Origin of the sequence: Rhodococcus oryzae, from assembly GCF_005049235.1 — a bacterium.
Classification (GTDB): domain Bacteria; phylum Actinomycetota; class Actinomycetes; order Mycobacteriales; family Mycobacteriaceae; genus Rhodococcus_G; species Rhodococcus_G oryzae.
Genome location: NZ_SUMD01000002.1, coordinates 365377 through 380936, shown reverse-complemented (window position 1 = coordinate 380936; position 15560 = coordinate 365377). Strand labels below are relative to the sequence as shown.

At 67.9% G+C, this 15560-nt stretch carries 14 protein-coding genes; 6 read left to right on the top strand and 8 right to left on the bottom strand.

All coding sequences use genetic code 11. The features are described from left to right. Positions 1–85: 85 nt before the first annotated feature. A complete protein-coding gene (locus FCG67_RS05140; RefSeq protein ID WP_077040068.1) occupies positions 86–598 on the bottom strand; it encodes an Lrp/AsnC family transcriptional regulator in 513 nt (170 codons plus the stop codon). A gap of 162 nt (positions 599–760) precedes the next feature. Between FCG67_RS05140 and FCG67_RS05135 the strand changes: the two genes are divergently transcribed. The 3 genes from FCG67_RS05135 (at position 761) to FCG67_RS25335 (ending at position 6899) form a co-directional block, all read left to right on the top strand. Beyond that, on the top strand, positions 761–4228 hold the full coding sequence (locus FCG67_RS05135) for an indolepyruvate ferredoxin oxidoreductase family protein (protein ID WP_136907714.1): 3468 nt from the start codon (positions 761–763) through the stop codon (positions 4226–4228). Positions 4229–4643: 415 nt separating this feature from the next. Further along, positions 4644–5147, top strand: coding sequence for a DinB family protein (locus FCG67_RS05130; RefSeq protein ID WP_136907712.1), 504 nt, complete (start codon positions 4644–4646; stop codon positions 5145–5147). Positions 5148–5213: 66 nt separating this feature from the next. Continuing rightward, complete coding sequence (locus FCG67_RS25335; RefSeq protein WP_246044858.1) at positions 5214–6899, top strand: HNH endonuclease signature motif containing protein; 1686 nt, start codon at positions 5214–5216, stop codon at positions 6897–6899. Positions 6900–6925: 26 nt separating this feature from the next. On the opposite strand, the gene FCG67_RS05120 is transcribed toward FCG67_RS25335, so the two are convergent. From FCG67_RS05120 to FCG67_RS05095, 6 genes are all read right to left on the bottom strand, one after another. Continuing rightward, a complete protein-coding gene (locus FCG67_RS05120; protein WP_136907710.1) occupies positions 6926–7351 on the bottom strand; it encodes a PaaI family thioesterase in 426 nt (141 codons plus the stop codon). A gap of 18 nt (positions 7352–7369) precedes the next feature. Further along, positions 7370–8353, bottom strand: coding sequence for an NADPH:quinone oxidoreductase family protein (locus tag FCG67_RS05115; RefSeq protein WP_136907708.1), 984 nt, complete (start codon positions 8351–8353; stop codon positions 7370–7372). A gap of 47 nt (positions 8354–8400) precedes the next feature. After that, on the bottom strand, positions 8401–9429 hold the full coding sequence (locus FCG67_RS05110) for a phosphotransferase family protein (protein WP_246044857.1): 1029 nt from the start codon (positions 9427–9429) through the stop codon (positions 8401–8403). 1 nt (position 9430) lies between these two features. Beyond that, positions 9431–10657, bottom strand: a complete 1227-nt coding sequence (locus tag FCG67_RS05105; protein ID WP_136907707.1) for an acyl-CoA dehydrogenase family protein — start codon at positions 10655–10657, stop codon at positions 9431–9433. A 45-nt stretch (positions 10658–10702) separates the two neighbouring features. Then, complete coding sequence (locus FCG67_RS05100) at positions 10703–11521, bottom strand: SDR family oxidoreductase (protein WP_136907705.1); 819 nt, start codon at positions 11519–11521, stop codon at positions 10703–10705. A 126-nt stretch (positions 11522–11647) separates the two neighbouring features. Continuing rightward, positions 11648–12325, bottom strand: a complete 678-nt coding sequence (locus FCG67_RS05095) for a TetR/AcrR family transcriptional regulator (RefSeq protein WP_246044856.1) — start codon at positions 12323–12325, stop codon at positions 11648–11650. 109 nt (positions 12326–12434) lie between these two features. Here FCG67_RS05095 and FCG67_RS05090 point away from each other — a divergent pair, with 109 nt between their 5' ends. The 3 genes from FCG67_RS05090 to FCG67_RS05080 all read left to right on the top strand — a co-directional run bounded on the left by FCG67_RS05090 (position 12435) and on the right by FCG67_RS05080 (position 14885). Then, the gene (locus FCG67_RS05090; protein WP_136907703.1) at positions 12435–12959 is read left to right on the top strand and encodes a MaoC family dehydratase; all 525 of its coding nucleotides are present in this window, start codon (positions 12435–12437) and stop codon (positions 12957–12959) included. Next, on the top strand, positions 12956–13957 hold the full coding sequence (locus FCG67_RS05085; protein ID WP_136907701.1) for an oxidoreductase: 1002 nt from the start codon (positions 12956–12958) through the stop codon (positions 13955–13957). Before FCG67_RS05090 ends, FCG67_RS05085 begins: the two co-directional genes overlap by 4 nt. A 64-nt stretch (positions 13958–14021) precedes the next feature. Next, positions 14022–14885, top strand: coding sequence for an amidohydrolase family protein (locus tag FCG67_RS05080; RefSeq protein WP_246044897.1), 864 nt, complete (start codon positions 14022–14024; stop codon positions 14883–14885). On the opposite strand, the gene FCG67_RS05075 is transcribed toward FCG67_RS05080, so the two are convergent. Further along, positions 14886–15497, bottom strand: coding sequence for a ribonuclease H family protein (locus tag FCG67_RS05075; RefSeq protein ID WP_136907699.1), 612 nt, complete (start codon positions 15495–15497; stop codon positions 14886–14888). It lies immediately after the preceding gene. Positions 15498–15560: the final 63 nt, after the last annotated feature.

Below are 15560 nucleotides of genomic sequence, written 5' to 3'. Positions count from 1 at the left end.
CTGTCGTCCTCATATGAGACCGACAGGTCCAGTCAAACAACGGGCACCCGGCATGTACATGTCATCCACCGATTGGTCGTATCCGTCAGCCGTCGCCTCGGTACGACGCCGCCGACCGACCGTGGCCCGCCTCGCGGGTGATGTGATCGACCAGCGGCTGCGTCCGGTATTTCACCGGCGTCGTCAGCGCGAGCGTGGTGGTGGTGTGCGCGACGCCGTCGAGACCGAGGATGCTCTCGAGCACGTGCAGCAACTCCTCGTGCGAGGGCGCCGCGATGCGGATCAACAGGTCCTCCCGACCCGTCGTGGTGTGCACCTCCAGCACCTCCGGTACCCCGCGCAGGTCCTCGATGACGTCCTTGATGCGGCCCTGTTCCAGCTCGGCACCGACGAAAGCCTGCACCGGCAGCCCGAGGGTGGGCAGGTCGACGTCCGGGCGATACCCGGTGACCACTCCGGTCTCCTCCAGGCGCCGCATCCGAGAGGCGATGGTGTTCCTGGCGACGCCAAGGCGGGCGGCCAGCTCCATCACCCCGGCGCGCGGATCGTCGGTGAGCAGTTTGAGCAGCGACGCGTCGAGCCGATCGATGCTGATCACAATGTCGACCTCATTCCAGTGTTGTGGGTCACAACTGATCATATCTTTCAGCTCAATCGGCGGGTGTTGACGGTCACACCACCTGGGCAAATCATTGCTACACCTGATGCCCGATTTATGCGCGCAACGTGATCCGATGCGGCGAAGAAACGGTGGACCGCGATGACTGAACTGGCCGATCGTCCCGTCACCCCGACGGCGGCGCTGCCCGCTCCCTACGACCTCGACGACCGTTACCGGTCCGGGTCGGGCCCGGTGCTGCTGACCGGCGTCCAGGCGATTGCACGCCAGTTCGTCGAGCAGCACGTCCACGACATCCGCGCGGGCCGACGGGTCGCGACCTTTGTCTCCGGCTACCAGGGCAGCCCGCTCGGCGGCGTCGACAAGATGCTGCACGGGATGCCGCAGGTGCTCGCCGAGCACGACATCACCTTCGTGCCCGGCTTCAACGAGGAGCTCGCCGCCACCGCCGTCTGGGGCAGCCAGATGGACCTACCCTCCGGGAATGCGACGCACGACGGTGTCGTCGGCGTCTGGTACGGCAAGGGCCCCGGCGTCGATCGCGCCACCGACGCGCTGCGGCACGCGAACATGTACGGGGTCAACCCCAAGGGCGGCGTGCTGCTGCTCGTCGGCGACGACCCCGCCTCCAAGTCCTCCACCGTCCCCGCGGTCAGCGAGCGGTCCCTCGCCGCGCTGGGGATTCCGGTGTTGTTCCCCCGCAACGCCGAAGAGATGATCACGATGGGCATGCACGGCGTCGCGCTGTCGCGCGCCTCCGGCTGCCTGGTCGCACTGAAGGTCGTGGCGGACGTCGCCGACGGCGCGTGGACGGTCGACGGCCGGGTGTCGAACATCGACATCACCGTCCCCGAGATCGAATGGGAGGGTAAGCCGTTCGTCTACAAGCAGCGCCCGATGGCGGTGCCGACGGACAGCGTCATCGCTGAGGCCGACCTGTACGGGCCCCGCTGGGAGATCGTGCGCGCGTACGGCGAGGCCAACGATCTCGATGTCATCGAGGTCGACCCCACCGGCGCGACGATCGGCTTCGCCGCCACCGGCACCACCTTCGACTCGCTGCGCCAGGGCCTGCTCGACCTCGGCGTCGACGAGGCCGCGCTGCACCACGCCGGGATCCGGTTGCTGCGCATCGGCATGCCCACCCCGCTCGGCGCGAAGAAGGTCCGGGAGTTCGCCGCCGGCCTCGAGCAGCTGATCGTGGTCGAGGACAAGACGGCCTTCATCGAGACCCAGATCCGCGAGATCCTCTACGGCAGCGAGCACACCCCGCAGATCCTCGGAAAGCGCGACGCCGCGGGCAGGCCGCTGATGCCCGTCGACGGCGAGCTGACCGCCGGTCGGCTGCTCGGCCCGCTGCGTCGGGTGCTCAAGAACCGGGTGGAGCTGAAGAAGGCTCTGCCTCCGCAGCTTTCGCTCGAAGTGCTCTCCGCCACCCGCACCCCCTACTTCTGTAGCGGTTGCCCGCACAACCGATCCACGGCTCTGCCCGAGGGTTCGATCGGCGGCGGCGGCATCGGCTGCCACACCATGGTCACCATCTCGAATCGCGAGGACAGCGCCGTCACCGGTCTGACCCAGATGGGCGGCGAGGGCAGCCAGTGGATCGGCCAGGCGCCGTTCACCGACGTCAAGCACCTGTTCCAGAACGTCGGCGACGGCACCTTCTTCCACTCCGGCCAGCTCGCCGTGCAGGCCTGCGTCGCGGCCGGGGTGAACATCACCTACAAGCTGCTCTACAACGACGTCGTCGCGATGACCGGCGCCCAGGACGCCGAGGGCGCGCTGTCCGTCGCCAAGCTCACCCACAAGCTCACCACCGAGGGTGTCAAGCGCATCATCATCTGTGCCGACGATCCCAAGCGGCACAACAAGAGGCAGCTCGCCAAGGGCGTCAAGCTGTGGCACCGCGACCGCCTCGACGAGGCACAGAAGGAGCTTCGCGAGGTCGAGGGCGTCACCGTGCTCATCTACGACCAGCACTGCGCCGCCGACGCACGCCGTCAGCGCAAGCGCGGCACCCTGCCGACCCGCAACACCCGCGTGATCATCAACGAGGCCGTCTGTGAGGGCTGCGGCGACTGCGGGACCAAGAGCAACTGCCTGTCCGTGCAGCCGGTGGACACCGAGTTCGGCCGCAAGACGCGAATCGACCAGACCTCTTGCAACACAGACTATTCCTGCCTGGACGGCGACTGCCCGTCGTTCGTCACGGTCGAGGTGGTGCCGGGCAAGAAGAAGTCCGCCCGGGCCGAGCGCCCCGTGCCGCCGCTCGCGGCCGAGCCGGATCTCGGCGAACTGACGTCGACGCAGAATGTCTTCCTCGCGGGCATCGGCGGCACCGGCATCGTCACGGTCAACCAGGTGCTCGCCACCGCTGCGCTGCGCGCCGGCTACGAGGTGGAGTCCCTGGACCAGATCGGTCTCAGCCAGAAGGCCGGGCCGGTGGTCTCGCACCTGCGATTCTCCCCTGGCGCGCTCGAGCCGTCGAACCGGCTCACGCCGGGCAGCGCCGACTGCATCGTCGCCTTCGACCTGCTCACCGCCACCGACAACAAGAACCTGGGCTACGGCAGCGCGGCCACCACCGTCGCGGTCGCCTCGACCAGCCAGACCCCCACCGGCGACATGGTCTACGACAAGTCCGTCCGGTACCCGGACGAGCAGGGGCTGCTCGACCGCCTCGGCTCGGCATCCAAGTCGCTCAACGCTTTCGATGCGTTGGCCGCCGCGCAGCAGTTGTTCGGCAACACCGCCGCCGCGAACTTCCTGCTGATCGGCGCGGCCTTCCAGAGCGGCGGTCTGCGACTGCCCGCCGAGGCCATCGAGGAGGCCATCGGCATCAACGGCATCGCGGTCTCCGCGAACATCGATGCCTTCCGCTGGGGCCGAGTCGCGCTCGCCGATCCGGATGCGTTCGCCGCGGTCACCTCGCGGGTCGCCCGCACCCCCGCGGTCGCACCGGCACACCTGCTCTCCGACTCCACCTTCGACGGTGAGGTCCGCAGGCTCGTGGAGCTTCGCGCCGGCGAGCTGGTCGAGTTCCAGAACGCGAAGGTTGCGCGCCGGTACATCGATGCAGTGCAGTCCATCTGGGCCGCAGAGCGCACGGTCACCGACCGGACGGAGTTCAGCGAGGCCGTGGCCCGCGGACTGTTCAAGTTCACCGCATACAAGGACGAGTACGAGGTGGCACGGATGCTGGTCGATCCCGCCTTCCTCGAGGACGTCGCGTCCCAGGTCCCCGGCGGCGAGAACCTCACCTACAAGCTGCACCCGCCCGCGCTGCGAGCACTGGGCCGCAAGAAGAAGATCGGACTCCGACCGAAGTCGCATGTGGCACTGAAGATGCTGGCCAAGGGCAAGGTGCTCCGCGGAACCAAGCTCGACCCGTTCGGCTACGCCCACGTCCGCAAGGTCGAGCGCGAACTGCTGACGCACTACACCGCAATGGTGCTGCGGCTCGCGCACGAACTGGACTCAGGCAACTACGACAGGGCCACCACGATCGCCGCGCTGCCCGACGTCGTCCGCGGCTACGAGGACGTCAAGCTCGGCAACGTTGAGCTCTACTGGGAGCAGCTGCGAGAGCTGGGAATCGAGCGGTAACAACGGAGTTCCGCTCCCGCAGAGGGCATCCGGCGGTCGTCTTCCCCGACCGACCACCGGATGCCCTCTTTTTGCGGTCAGGGTAGCAATCCTGCGAAGAACAAACGAGGATGGCTTGAGCTGCCGTCATCGACATGCCGCACGGAATGAAACTCTGCGATATGCTGACCCCGGGCAGCAGCCCTCCTGACAGGCCTGAGCCACGGCGTTGACGCCGGCCCCGCCTCCTGTCCACGCTCTGTGCGCAACCCTCGCGACGAGCGGATCGAATGCTCTCCTTCTTCCCGGTCATCCCCGACACCGGACGTTTCGCCACTCTCCCGAGACCGATCGCCGCTGCGCCGCATTGTGTTGTTCAGCCCGACCGATGCTTACCGCACAGCCTCAGCCACGCAATAGAATGGAGTGAAATACCATGCATACCAATTTAATTACCAACGACACCGAGCGAGCGATCATCGAAAGCATGCTCGACCGCAACCGCGAAGCACTCATCCAGACCGCACGCGGCCTGTCGGATGCCGATGCCCGTCTACGCCTCGTCGCGTCGCTGACGACGCCGATCTCACTGATCAAGCATGCCGCTGCCGCGGAACGGATCTGGTTCCAACGGTTCTGGGCGGGACTCGAAGAATCCGAATGCGATGGTTACTCGCGCCGCGACGAGGGCACTTTCGCAGTCGCCGACGACGAGTCGCTCGCAGACGTCATCGCCGAGTTCGAGCGCGCAAGCCAACGATCACGTGCGATCGCGTCCCGCTTCGACCTCGACGACACCAAGGACAATCCCCGCGAGGGAAACGTCAGCATGCGATGGACACTGATCGCAATGATCCAAGAGTTCGCCCGGCACGCAGGCCACGGGGACATCCTCCGCGAACAGATCGACAAGCCCGTACTGCGTCAGCCGAACTCGTAAAGTTCGGCAAGATCCTTCGCCGGCCATCCCTGGATTCCGTAGGCAACCTTCGCTAGACTCGTACGTATGTTCGATAGTGGGTCGGCATCGGGACTGCTGGACAGCGTGCCGGATTGGAAGCAACCGGCAACGCTGCAGGAACACCACGCCCACATCGCCCGCGAACACTTCCGCGAAATCCATGCCGTCACCGCCGTCTACCTCGCCCGCTGCGAGGAAGACGGCCGCCGCGGCAATAACGAGGCCCACCAGGGCGAGTTCGCCCACGTCGAGATCGCTGCGATCCTGCACGTCACCGAAAGCGCCGCCGCCCGAATGATCGACCTCGGCTGCGACCTCCGCTTGCGACTGCACCGGGTCTCGGCCGCGTTCGCCGCGGGCACGATCGACCTCACCCAAACCCGCGCCATCGTCGGCGCCCTGGCGAACGTCTCCGACGACAAACTCGACGACATCGAGAACAGACTTCTGTCCGACGGCGATCACCTGACCTCGACCAAGCTCAAGCAACGCGCACGGCGGTTGATCGCACGATACGACCCCGACGGGGTCCACCGCCGCCGCGAACGCGCCGAAGAGGATCGCGACGTCCGCACCCACGCCTCCGACGACGGCATGTCTACCTTGGAAGGACTGCTCCCCGCCGTCGGTGCCCAACGCCTGTCCATGCGGCTACGCGAGATGTCGCTGCAGGTGTGCGCCGACGACCCCCGCACCCACGCCCAGCGCCGCGCCGACGCACTCATCGCCCTCACCGACGGCGCAGACCACCTGCCCTGCCACTGCCGACGCGAGCACTGCACCGCCACGAAGGCGACGGAACGACTAGGGACCGAGGACGTCACCACACGCGCACCACGGGAGAAGGCCACGATCCTGGTCGGTGTCTCCGCCACCACCCTGCTCGGCCTCGACGACCTCCCCGGCTACCTCTATGGCTACGGCGCCATCGATGCAGACCTCGCCCGCGACATCGCCGCCGACGGCACCTGGAAGCAGATCCTGACGCTGACCGGCAAGGATCGTGAACGCCTCATCGAGCATCTCCTCGATGAACTCCGCGCGGCTGCACCTGAACTGTTCTACGAGACAACAGAAAACGACGAGCCCTGGGTCTCCGGCCGCCGGATCGACACCAACCCACCCGGACCGATCCTCGGGGTCGGAAATGCTCTGAGGGCCGCTGGTATCACCCCGTCCAACATCCGCAGCCGAACCAAGACCTCACGCGAGGCTCACACCTACCAGCCCAGCAAACGCCTCGCCGAGATCATCCGCACCCGCGACGGCACCTGCCGATTCCCCAACTGCACCGCCCGCGCGCAGGACTGCGACCTCGACCACACGATCCCGTTCAACCACGCCAACCCGGCAAACGGCGGGCTGACCGTCGAAGAGAACCTGGCCTGCCTCTGCCGGAAACACCACCGCCTCAAGACCGAGGGCTACTGGACCGTCACACAACTCGGATCCGGCCTACTCCGGTGGACCGACCCACACGGCACCATCACCGTCACCGAGCCGAACGGCCCCTTCAGCGACCCCGTCGACGAGCACAACGACGACGATCACGACACCACGGATGCCCGCGCGCTCCGTGTCCTCTCCGACCGCAACAGCGGCCGCACCGCCGAGGACGACCTCGCCTACCTCCTCGACACCCTCGTGCCACCAGGCGCACGACACCCCAAACCCCGCATACCGGCAGGCCCGATCCTCGTCATCGACCTGGACGAACCACCGCCGTTCTGACATCAATCCCGTAGTACCCCAGCGATTTAGGTGGGAACAGCCAGCAACGTCGATCCAGTTGCCACGAGCTTGCTGACACCGTCGCGCTCCGCGAACAGCTCCGCCGTGGTGAACACCTGCCGCTTGCCTGCTTTCACCACCACAGCGCGCGCCACGAACTCGTCGCCGACGGCCGGGGACAGGAAGTTCACCGAACACTGGGCGGCGAGCACCTGCCCGACTACTGTCGCCGCCGCGAAACCACAAGCGGTGTCGATCATCCCGGCCACCACCGCAGCGTGGAGGAATCCGGAGTACTGGCCCAACTCCGCTCGCCACGGCAGCCGGAGCTCGGCCGTACCGTCGCCCGCCGCGCTCACCACGAACCCCGCCCATCGATTGAACGGGGCGGTGTCGTTGACGCCACGCAGCAGCGTCAAGAAGTCGATCGGTTCGGGGTCACCGTCAGCCATCAGGTCGTTCCTTCCGATTCAGGGCTGGAACACGATCCGTCCCACGGTGGTGCCATCGCCCAGCCTGCCGATGCCGTCCGCCACCTCGGTGAGCGGGAGCCGCTCGCTGATCAGCGGCTTGATCGCCCCCTTGGCAGCGAGCCGGGTCAGCTCGACGTGGCAGTCGTCGATGGCCTGCTGGTTGTACGCCTTGTACAGACCCCAGTGCAGCCCGATGATCGAGTAGTTCTTGATCAGCGCGTGATTGAGGGCCGGCTGCGGGATGGTGCCGCCCGCGAACCCGATCACGATGATCCGGCCCTCGAAGGCGATGCACTTCGTGGACTTGGTGTACGCATCGCCGCCGACCGGGTCGAACACCACGTCCGCACCGCGGCCCCCGGTGAAGTCCTTGACCGAAGCCACGATGTCCTCGGTGTGCCGGTCGATCACCAGGTCCGCACCGAGTCGGCGGCAGTACTCGGCCTTGTCGGGCCCGCCGACCACACCGATCACCGTGGCGCCCACAGCCTTCCCCAACTGCACGGCCGCGCTCCCCACGCCACCCGCGGCGGCGTGGACCAGCAGGGTCTCGCCGGGCTGCAGCTGGGTGCGGCGGTGCAGCGCGAACCAGCCCGTCTGGTATCCGATGCTCAGCGCGGACGCCTCCGCGTCGTCCAGGGAGGCTGGGGCGGGGAAGGTGTTCGTCTCCTCCATCACCGCCAGCTCCGCGAACCCGCCACCGGGCAGGCTCGGGTTGCCGATCACCCGGTCCCCAACCGCGAACCGCGCGACGCCATCACCCACTGCGACCACCTCACCGCACAGCTCCACGCCGGGGGTGAACGGCAGCGGCGGCTTGATCTGGTACTCGCCGCGGCACAGCAGCACGTCGGGGAAGTTCGCGGGCGCCGCCAACACCCGGACCATCAGCTGGCCGGGGCCGGGCGCGAGGTCTGCGACCTCCTCGAGCTTCAATACGTCGCGGGGTTCGCCGAGTTCGTTGACGCGCCAAGCCTTCATGATGCCTCTCCTGAGAACTACGTCGATGGATGATGAATGGGAATCGATCAGATCCCGGCGTCCGCCGCGACGCCGCGGGCCTTGCGAACCAGCGCTTCGATCTGTTCGGCGGTGGGTGTGCCCGCGGCCGCCCTGTTCTGTGGGTTCTCCATGGCCCGGCGCATGACGCCCTCGGCGATGACGGCGATCTTCCACAGGCCCAGCACATGCCAGAACTTCAACGCCTCGGCGTCGCGGCCGGTCTCGTCCAGGTAGAGCTCGGCGAGTTCCGCACGCGTGGGGAAGCCCGCCAGCGTCGACGCCGGGAAGTCGCCGATCGCGTCCTCCCCCGGCTCCGGCCAGTAGGCGAGCATGCTGCCCATGTCGGCCAGCGGGTCGCCGAGCGTGGACAGCTCCCAGTCCAGGGTCCCGACCACCTCGCCGGTCTCGTGCGAGACGATCACGTTGCGCAGGTGGAAGTCTCCGTGCACCAGCGCGACCTCGCGCTGCTCCGGGACCGCCGCGGCCAGGCGCCTGGTCAGGTCGTCGAGCTCGGGCAATTCACGGGTCTTGGTGACCTCCCACTGACCGGCCCACCGCTTGAGCTGGCGCTGGGCATACGGCTTGTGGCTGGCGAGGTCGGTCAGGCCGGTCGCCTCGAGGTCCACGGCGTGGATCTCGGCCAGGGCCCGCGGCAGCGCGACCGCGATGTCCCTGCGACGCTGCGGGGCAAGTGATTCCACGATCGGCATCGTGTCGACGACCTGGCCGTCGAGGAACTCCATCAACACCAGCGGTACCTCGGATATCGATGGGTCCTGTGCGAGCCCGAAGATCCGGGGCGCGGGTACCTCGGTCTCGGCAAGCGCAGCCATGATCCGCGCCTCGCGTGCCACGTCGTGCGCCGAGGCGAGTAGGTGCCCCAACGGCGGGCGCCGCAGGACCCACCTGCGGTCCTCCGCATCCCGGACCAGGAAGGTCAGGTTCGACTGGCCAAGCCCGATCCGGTCGAAGCGCAGCGGGCCCGTGAACCCCACACCGAGCGAGCCGAACCACCGCGTCACCGCGGCCGGGTCGAGTCCGACGATCTCGCCCACCTCAGGCCCCAGCGGGCCGGTGGGCCCGGTACTTGCGCAATTCCTGCTTCGCGATGGCCCGCTTGTGCACCTCGTCGGGCCCGTCGGCCAGGCGCAGGGTCCGCAGGTGCGCGTACGCCATCGCCAGCGGGAAGTCGTCGGTGACGCCCGCCCCGCCGTGCACCTGGATGGCCCGGTCGACGATCTTCAGGGCCATCTGCGGGGCGGCCACCTTGATCGCGGCGATCTCGGTGCGCGCCTCCTTGTTGCCCACCGTGTCCATCAGGTAGGCGGCCTTGAGCGTGAGCAGGCGGGTCATCTCGATCTCGATGCGCGCCTCCGCAATCCAGTCCTGGATGTTGGAACGGTCCGCGATCGGGCGGCCGAAGCTGACCCGGGACTGCGCGCGCTTGCACATCAGTTCCAGCGCCCGCTCGGCCATGCCGATCGCCCGCATGCAGTGATGGATGCGGCCGGGGCCGAGGCGGGCCTGGCTGATCGCGAAACCCTCGCCCTCACCCTTGAGCACGTCCTTGACCGGGACCCGCACGTTCTCGAAGGTGATCTCCGCGTGGCCCTCCCGGTCCTGGTAGCCGAAGACCGGCAGGTTGCGCACGACGGTGACGCCGGGCGCATCGATCGGCACCACGAGCATCGACTGCTGGCGGTGGATCTCGGCCGTCGGATCGGTCTTGCCCATCACGATCAGCACCCGACAGTTCTGGTGCATTGCGTTGGAAGCGAACCACTTACGTCCGTTGAGGATGAACTCGTCGCCGTCGCGCTCCATCCGCATCTCGACGTTGGTGGCATCGGAGCTGGCGACGTCGGGCTCGGTCATCGCGAAGGCGGAGCGGATCTTCCCGTCCAGCAGCGGCTTCAGGTACTTCTCGCGGTGCTCATCGGTACCGAAGATCTCGAAGACCTCCATGTTGCCGGTGTCGGGTGCGTTGCAGTTGCATGCCTCGGAGGCAAGGTGACTGCGACCCATGATCTCGGCCAGCGGCGCGTATTCCAGGTTGGTCAGGCCGGCCCCGGTCCCGGGATGTGGATGGAAGAGATTCCACAGCCCGCGCTTTCGCGCCTCGACCTTCAACTCCTCGATGATCGGCGGCTGGAAGTGTGGGTCTCCCGCGGCCCGCATCTGCTCCTCGTAGACGGTTTCCGCCGGGTAGACGTGCGAGTCCATGAACTCGAGCAGGTCGGCCCGGATCTTCTCGGCGCGGTCCGAGACATCGAACAGGGACATGTGAACTCCTGACAGGTGGGGAGGAAGGAATGGTGGGAGGGGCGATCAGGCTCCCGGCAGCAGCCCGGCCTGGAACCGCCGCATCCCGCGCAGCCAACGGTCGTAGTCGGCCCCCTTGCGGCGGTACATCTCGAGCACCTCCGCGTGCGGGAGGATCAGGAAGCGCTCCTCGTCCATCGCGGCGAGCACGTCGTCGGCGACCTGCGCTGGTTCGAGCACGTCGCCGGCCGAGGTCACGGCCCGCGTCGCCGCGACGCCGCGGGCGTCCCCGGACTCCTCCCCCTCGTAGAGCAGCTTCGTGTTCACGCCCATCGGGCACAGGCAGCTGACCCGGATCCCGCGATCGCCGTAGGTCACGTTGAGCCACTCGGCGAAGCCGACCGCGGCGTGCTTGGTCACCGAGTAGGTGGCGGAACCGATCTGGGTCAGCAGGCCTGCCGCCGACGCGGTACTGACGAAGTAGCCCTCGCCCCGTTCGAGCCACTGCGGGACCAACAGCTGCGCGGCGCGGATATGGGCCCGCAGGTTGACGTCGATAGACAGGTCCCAGTCACCCTCGGTCGCCTCAAGCCCCGGCGCGCCGCTGACGCCCGCGTTCGCGAAATACAGGTCCACCGGCCCGAATTCGGACTCGGCGAGCGAGATGAGTCGCCGGATGGCGGAGGTGTCGGAGGCGTCCGCGCCCGAGCCGACCGCGGAACCGGGATGCTCGGCGTTGACGCTCGCGGCGACGGCGCGCGCGGCGGCCTCGTCGAGGTCCGCGACGACGACCTTCGCGCCCTCGGCGGCGAGCCGTGCGACGAGCGCGCCGCCGATGCCGCCCCCGCCGCCCGTCACGATGGCGACCCTCTGCGCAACCTTCACAACGATTCCTCTTCCTCGCGGTGAGACCTGATCCGAGCGTTGTCGAACTGTATAGTTGAATTCGGACTCATATTCAACTATGCGGGCTGTTTCAACCCTTGACCAGCAGAATTCGATGGCGCGGCGTCAGCCGCGGGGAGCGATGCGGAGCGCGTTCACCCACAGGCGTGTGGCGGTGTCGACAATGTCGTCGAGGGACGCCGCCTCGCCGCCGGTGACGAAGTACCCGAACGCGAGGCGGCTGATCATCCCCGACAGGGCCGACGACGCCAGCAACGGATCAAGATCGGGATCCGCGAGTCCGCGTTGCTGCAGGTTCGCGATGCTGCGCGCGTTGCGGCGGATGAACGCGTCGGCGCGCTGCTGCCGCAGCACCCGGAACTCGGGATCGATGCTGGCGACCTGTTCGAGCAGTCCCATCAGCTTCGCGTTGCGCTTGTAGGCCTCGAAGTACGCCCGATTGCTGGCCGCGATGATCGCGGCGGGATCGTCCTCGGCCGCCACGTGCGGCATGCCGGGATGCATCATGTCCTCTTGCGCCAGCTCGAGGACCGCGGCGAAGATCTCTTCCTTGCTTGCGAAGTAGGTGTAGAAGGTCCCGGCCGAGCACTTGGCCGCCTTGGTGATGTCGATCAGGCGGGTGTCGAGGTAGCCCGAACGTTCGAACACCCTTCTGGCGGCCGCGATCAGTGCCGCCCGGGTCCGCAGCCCGCGCTCGGTGACGGGTAGCTCACGAAGCAGACCCGATCGCGCCATCGACGGCGGCGCGTCGTCGCGATCATCCCCGGAAACCGATCCTGACATGCCGTATTTATACGGCAACGCGGGTCGTCGGCGTGCGTGGCCTACTCCCCTCCTGCGGCCCATACTGAGAGGAAGGCGTGATGCCACGCGGAGCATGGGAGCGACAGATATGACGAACTCCAGCGCCGACCCGGTCCGGCCGAGCACCCTCGCCCAGCTCACCGCGCTGATCGGGACCGTGCTCGGCCCGACCGGCTGGCACGAGGTGACGCAGCAGCGGATCGACGCGTTCGCCGATGCCACCGGAGACCACCAGTGGATCCACGTCGACCCCGAGCGGGCTGCCGACGGACCCTTCGGCACCACCATCGCGCACGGGAACTACAGCCTCTCCCTCGGCCCGTTCTTCACCGGGCAGTTGATCGCCTTCGACGGCTTTGCGCACGCCCTCAATTACGGCTACAACAAGGTCAGGTTCTCAGCGCCGCTACCGGTCGGGTCCCGAATTCGCATGCGCGCCACCATTACCGCGGTGCACGAGATCGCCGGGGGCGCGCAGGTCCTGAACACGCTGACCTTCGAGCGGGAGGGCGCGGCCAAACCGGTCCTGGTCGTGGAGGCGGTGGGATTCCTCGCCGAGTGCAAGGACAAGCCTGGCCGAGAGGTGGCGGACACCCTAGGCTCGGAACGGTGACGACGACGTTCTCGGCCTACATCGCACGCGAGCAGGACGGGGAGATCACGCTCGCCCCCGACACCCTCGACACCGCCGCGCTGCCTCCCGGCGAGGTCACCATCAAGGTGCACTTCTCGAGCGTGAACTACAAGGACGCCCTCGCCGTGACACCGCGGGGCGGGGTGGTGCGCGAGTACCCGATCGTCCCCGGCATCGACCTCGCAGGCGAGGTCGTCGCCTCGGACGACGACTCGTACACCCCCGGCGACCTGGTCCTCGCGCACGGATACGAGATCGGCACCGGGCGTCACGGTGGATATGCCGAACTCGCCCGGGTCCCCGCCGACTGGGTGGTCCGGCTCTCGGACCTCTCCCCCCGGGATGCGGCGACCATCGGCACCGCGGGATTCACCGCGGCGATGAGCGTGCAGGCCATCCTCGACCACGGCATCACCCCGGCCGACGGGCCCGTCCTGGTCACCGGCGCCAGCGGCGGCGTCGGCAGCGTGAGCGTCGACCTGCTCGCCGCGGCCGGGTTCGAGGTGATCGCGTCGACCGGCAAGCCCACGGCCGCGGACTTGCTGACCTCGCTCGGCGCGGCATCCGTCATCGGCCGGCTGCCCGAGGACCCGGACGCGAAGCCCCGCCCGCTCGGCAAGGCGGAGTGGGCGGCCGCGGTCGACTGCGTAGGTGGCAAGACGCTTGCCCACGTGCTCAGCACGGTCCGCTACGGCGGCGTGGTCGCGGCGAGCGGATTGACCGGCGGATCGGCACTGCCGACCACCGTGCTGCCGTTCATCCTGCGCGGCGTCTCCCTGCTGGGAATCGACTCCGTGCAGCTGCCGATCGACAGACGCCGCGCGCTGTGGTCCCGCCTCGCGAGCGATCTGCGTCCACGGCACCTGACCTCGATCGCGAACGAGGTGCCGATCAAGGACGTTGCCCTGGTGCTGGACCGGGTACGGGCCGGGACCTACACCGGGCGCGCCGTGGTCCGGGTCGACGGCGGATTCTGAGCACCGAGCCGGGCATGACAGGGTGGGTCACGTGATCGACGAACCCGAATCCCGGCAGGCCGACATCGACGCGGTGACCGCGTTCCGTGAGCAGTGGAACCTGCCCGGAATCGTCGACGTGCACACACATTTCATGCCCAAGAACGTGATGGACAAGGTCTGGCGGTACTTCGACTCGGCCGGACCGTTGACCGGCATGGAGTGGCCGATCGCCTACCGGCACGAGGAGGACGTTCGGCTCGACCGGCTGCGTTCCTACGGGGTCCGGGCGTTCACCTCGATGATCTATCCGCACAAGCCGCACATGGCAGCCTGGCTCAACGAATGGGCTGTCGAGTTCGCGGCCCGCAACCCCGACTGCCTGCACACCTCCACCTTCTATCCCGAGCCCGGTGCCGCCGAGTACGTCACCGCAGCGCTCGAGAACGGCACCCGGGTGTTCAAGTCGCACATCCAGGTTGGCGACTACGCCCCGAACGATCCGCTGCTCGATGGCGTATGGGGAGTCCTCGAAGACGCCGGCACCCCCATCGTGATCCACTGCGGGTCCGGGCCCGCGCCCGGACGCTTCACGGGCCCGGGACCGATCGCGGAGCTGCTGTCCCGATATCCCCGGCTGCGTCTGGTCATCGCGCACATGGGCATGCCCGAGTATGCGGAGTTCCTCGCACTCGCCGAGCGCCACGACCGGGTGCTGCTCGACACCACGATGGCGTTCACCGACTTCATCAACGATGCCGCGCCGCTGCTGCCTGCCGACCTGCCACGCCTGCTCGACCTGCAGGAGCGGATCCTGTTCGGCAGTGATTTCCCGAACATCCCGTACCCGTATGCCCATGCCCTGGAGGCGGTTTCTCGGCTCGACCTGGGCGCGGAGTGGGTCAGCGCCGTGTGCCACGACAACGGTGCGCGGCTGTTCGACCTCTGATCAGAAGAGGGTGAGCGAGTCGTCCGATTCGGAGACCTCGAACAGCGTCGGCTCCATCTCGTTCGGGACGACGGTGTGCGCCGCCACCGACTTGGCTCGCGAGACCTTCTTCGCCGGCGACACCGGCGCGGAGTGCGTCGTGGCCTTCGCCCGCGGGGCGGGCGCAGGGGCGGAGGCGGCGGCGGCCGCGACGGCACGAGCGGCCTCACCGGCCAGCTTGTCCGCCTCCTCGTTGTAGTGGTTGCCGACGTGACCGCGGACCCAACGGAAGCGCACCGGGCCGGTCCGCTCGGCGATCGCCTCGTCGATGGAGCGCACGAGGTCCAGGTTCTTCACCGGTTCGCCGGAGGCGGTACGCCAGCCCTTGCGCTTCCAACCGGACACCCACTCCGATGCACACTTGATGGCGTACTGGGAATCGGACTCGATCAGCATCGGCTCGTCACCCGGATGCGCCCGGATGGCCTCCAAAAGCGCACGCAGCTCGGCGATTTGGTTGGTGCCCGACCGCTCGCCGCCGGAGCGGCTCGGCCCCATGTGGTTGACCCACGCCCAGCCGATCGCGCCGCCGGGGTTGCGGAGGCAGGAGCCGTCCGTGCTGACGATGATCACGTCCGACACCTTACGGTGGCCCCCCGACATTGCGAAGGGCCCGCGCCGGGTCCGCGGCGGGCA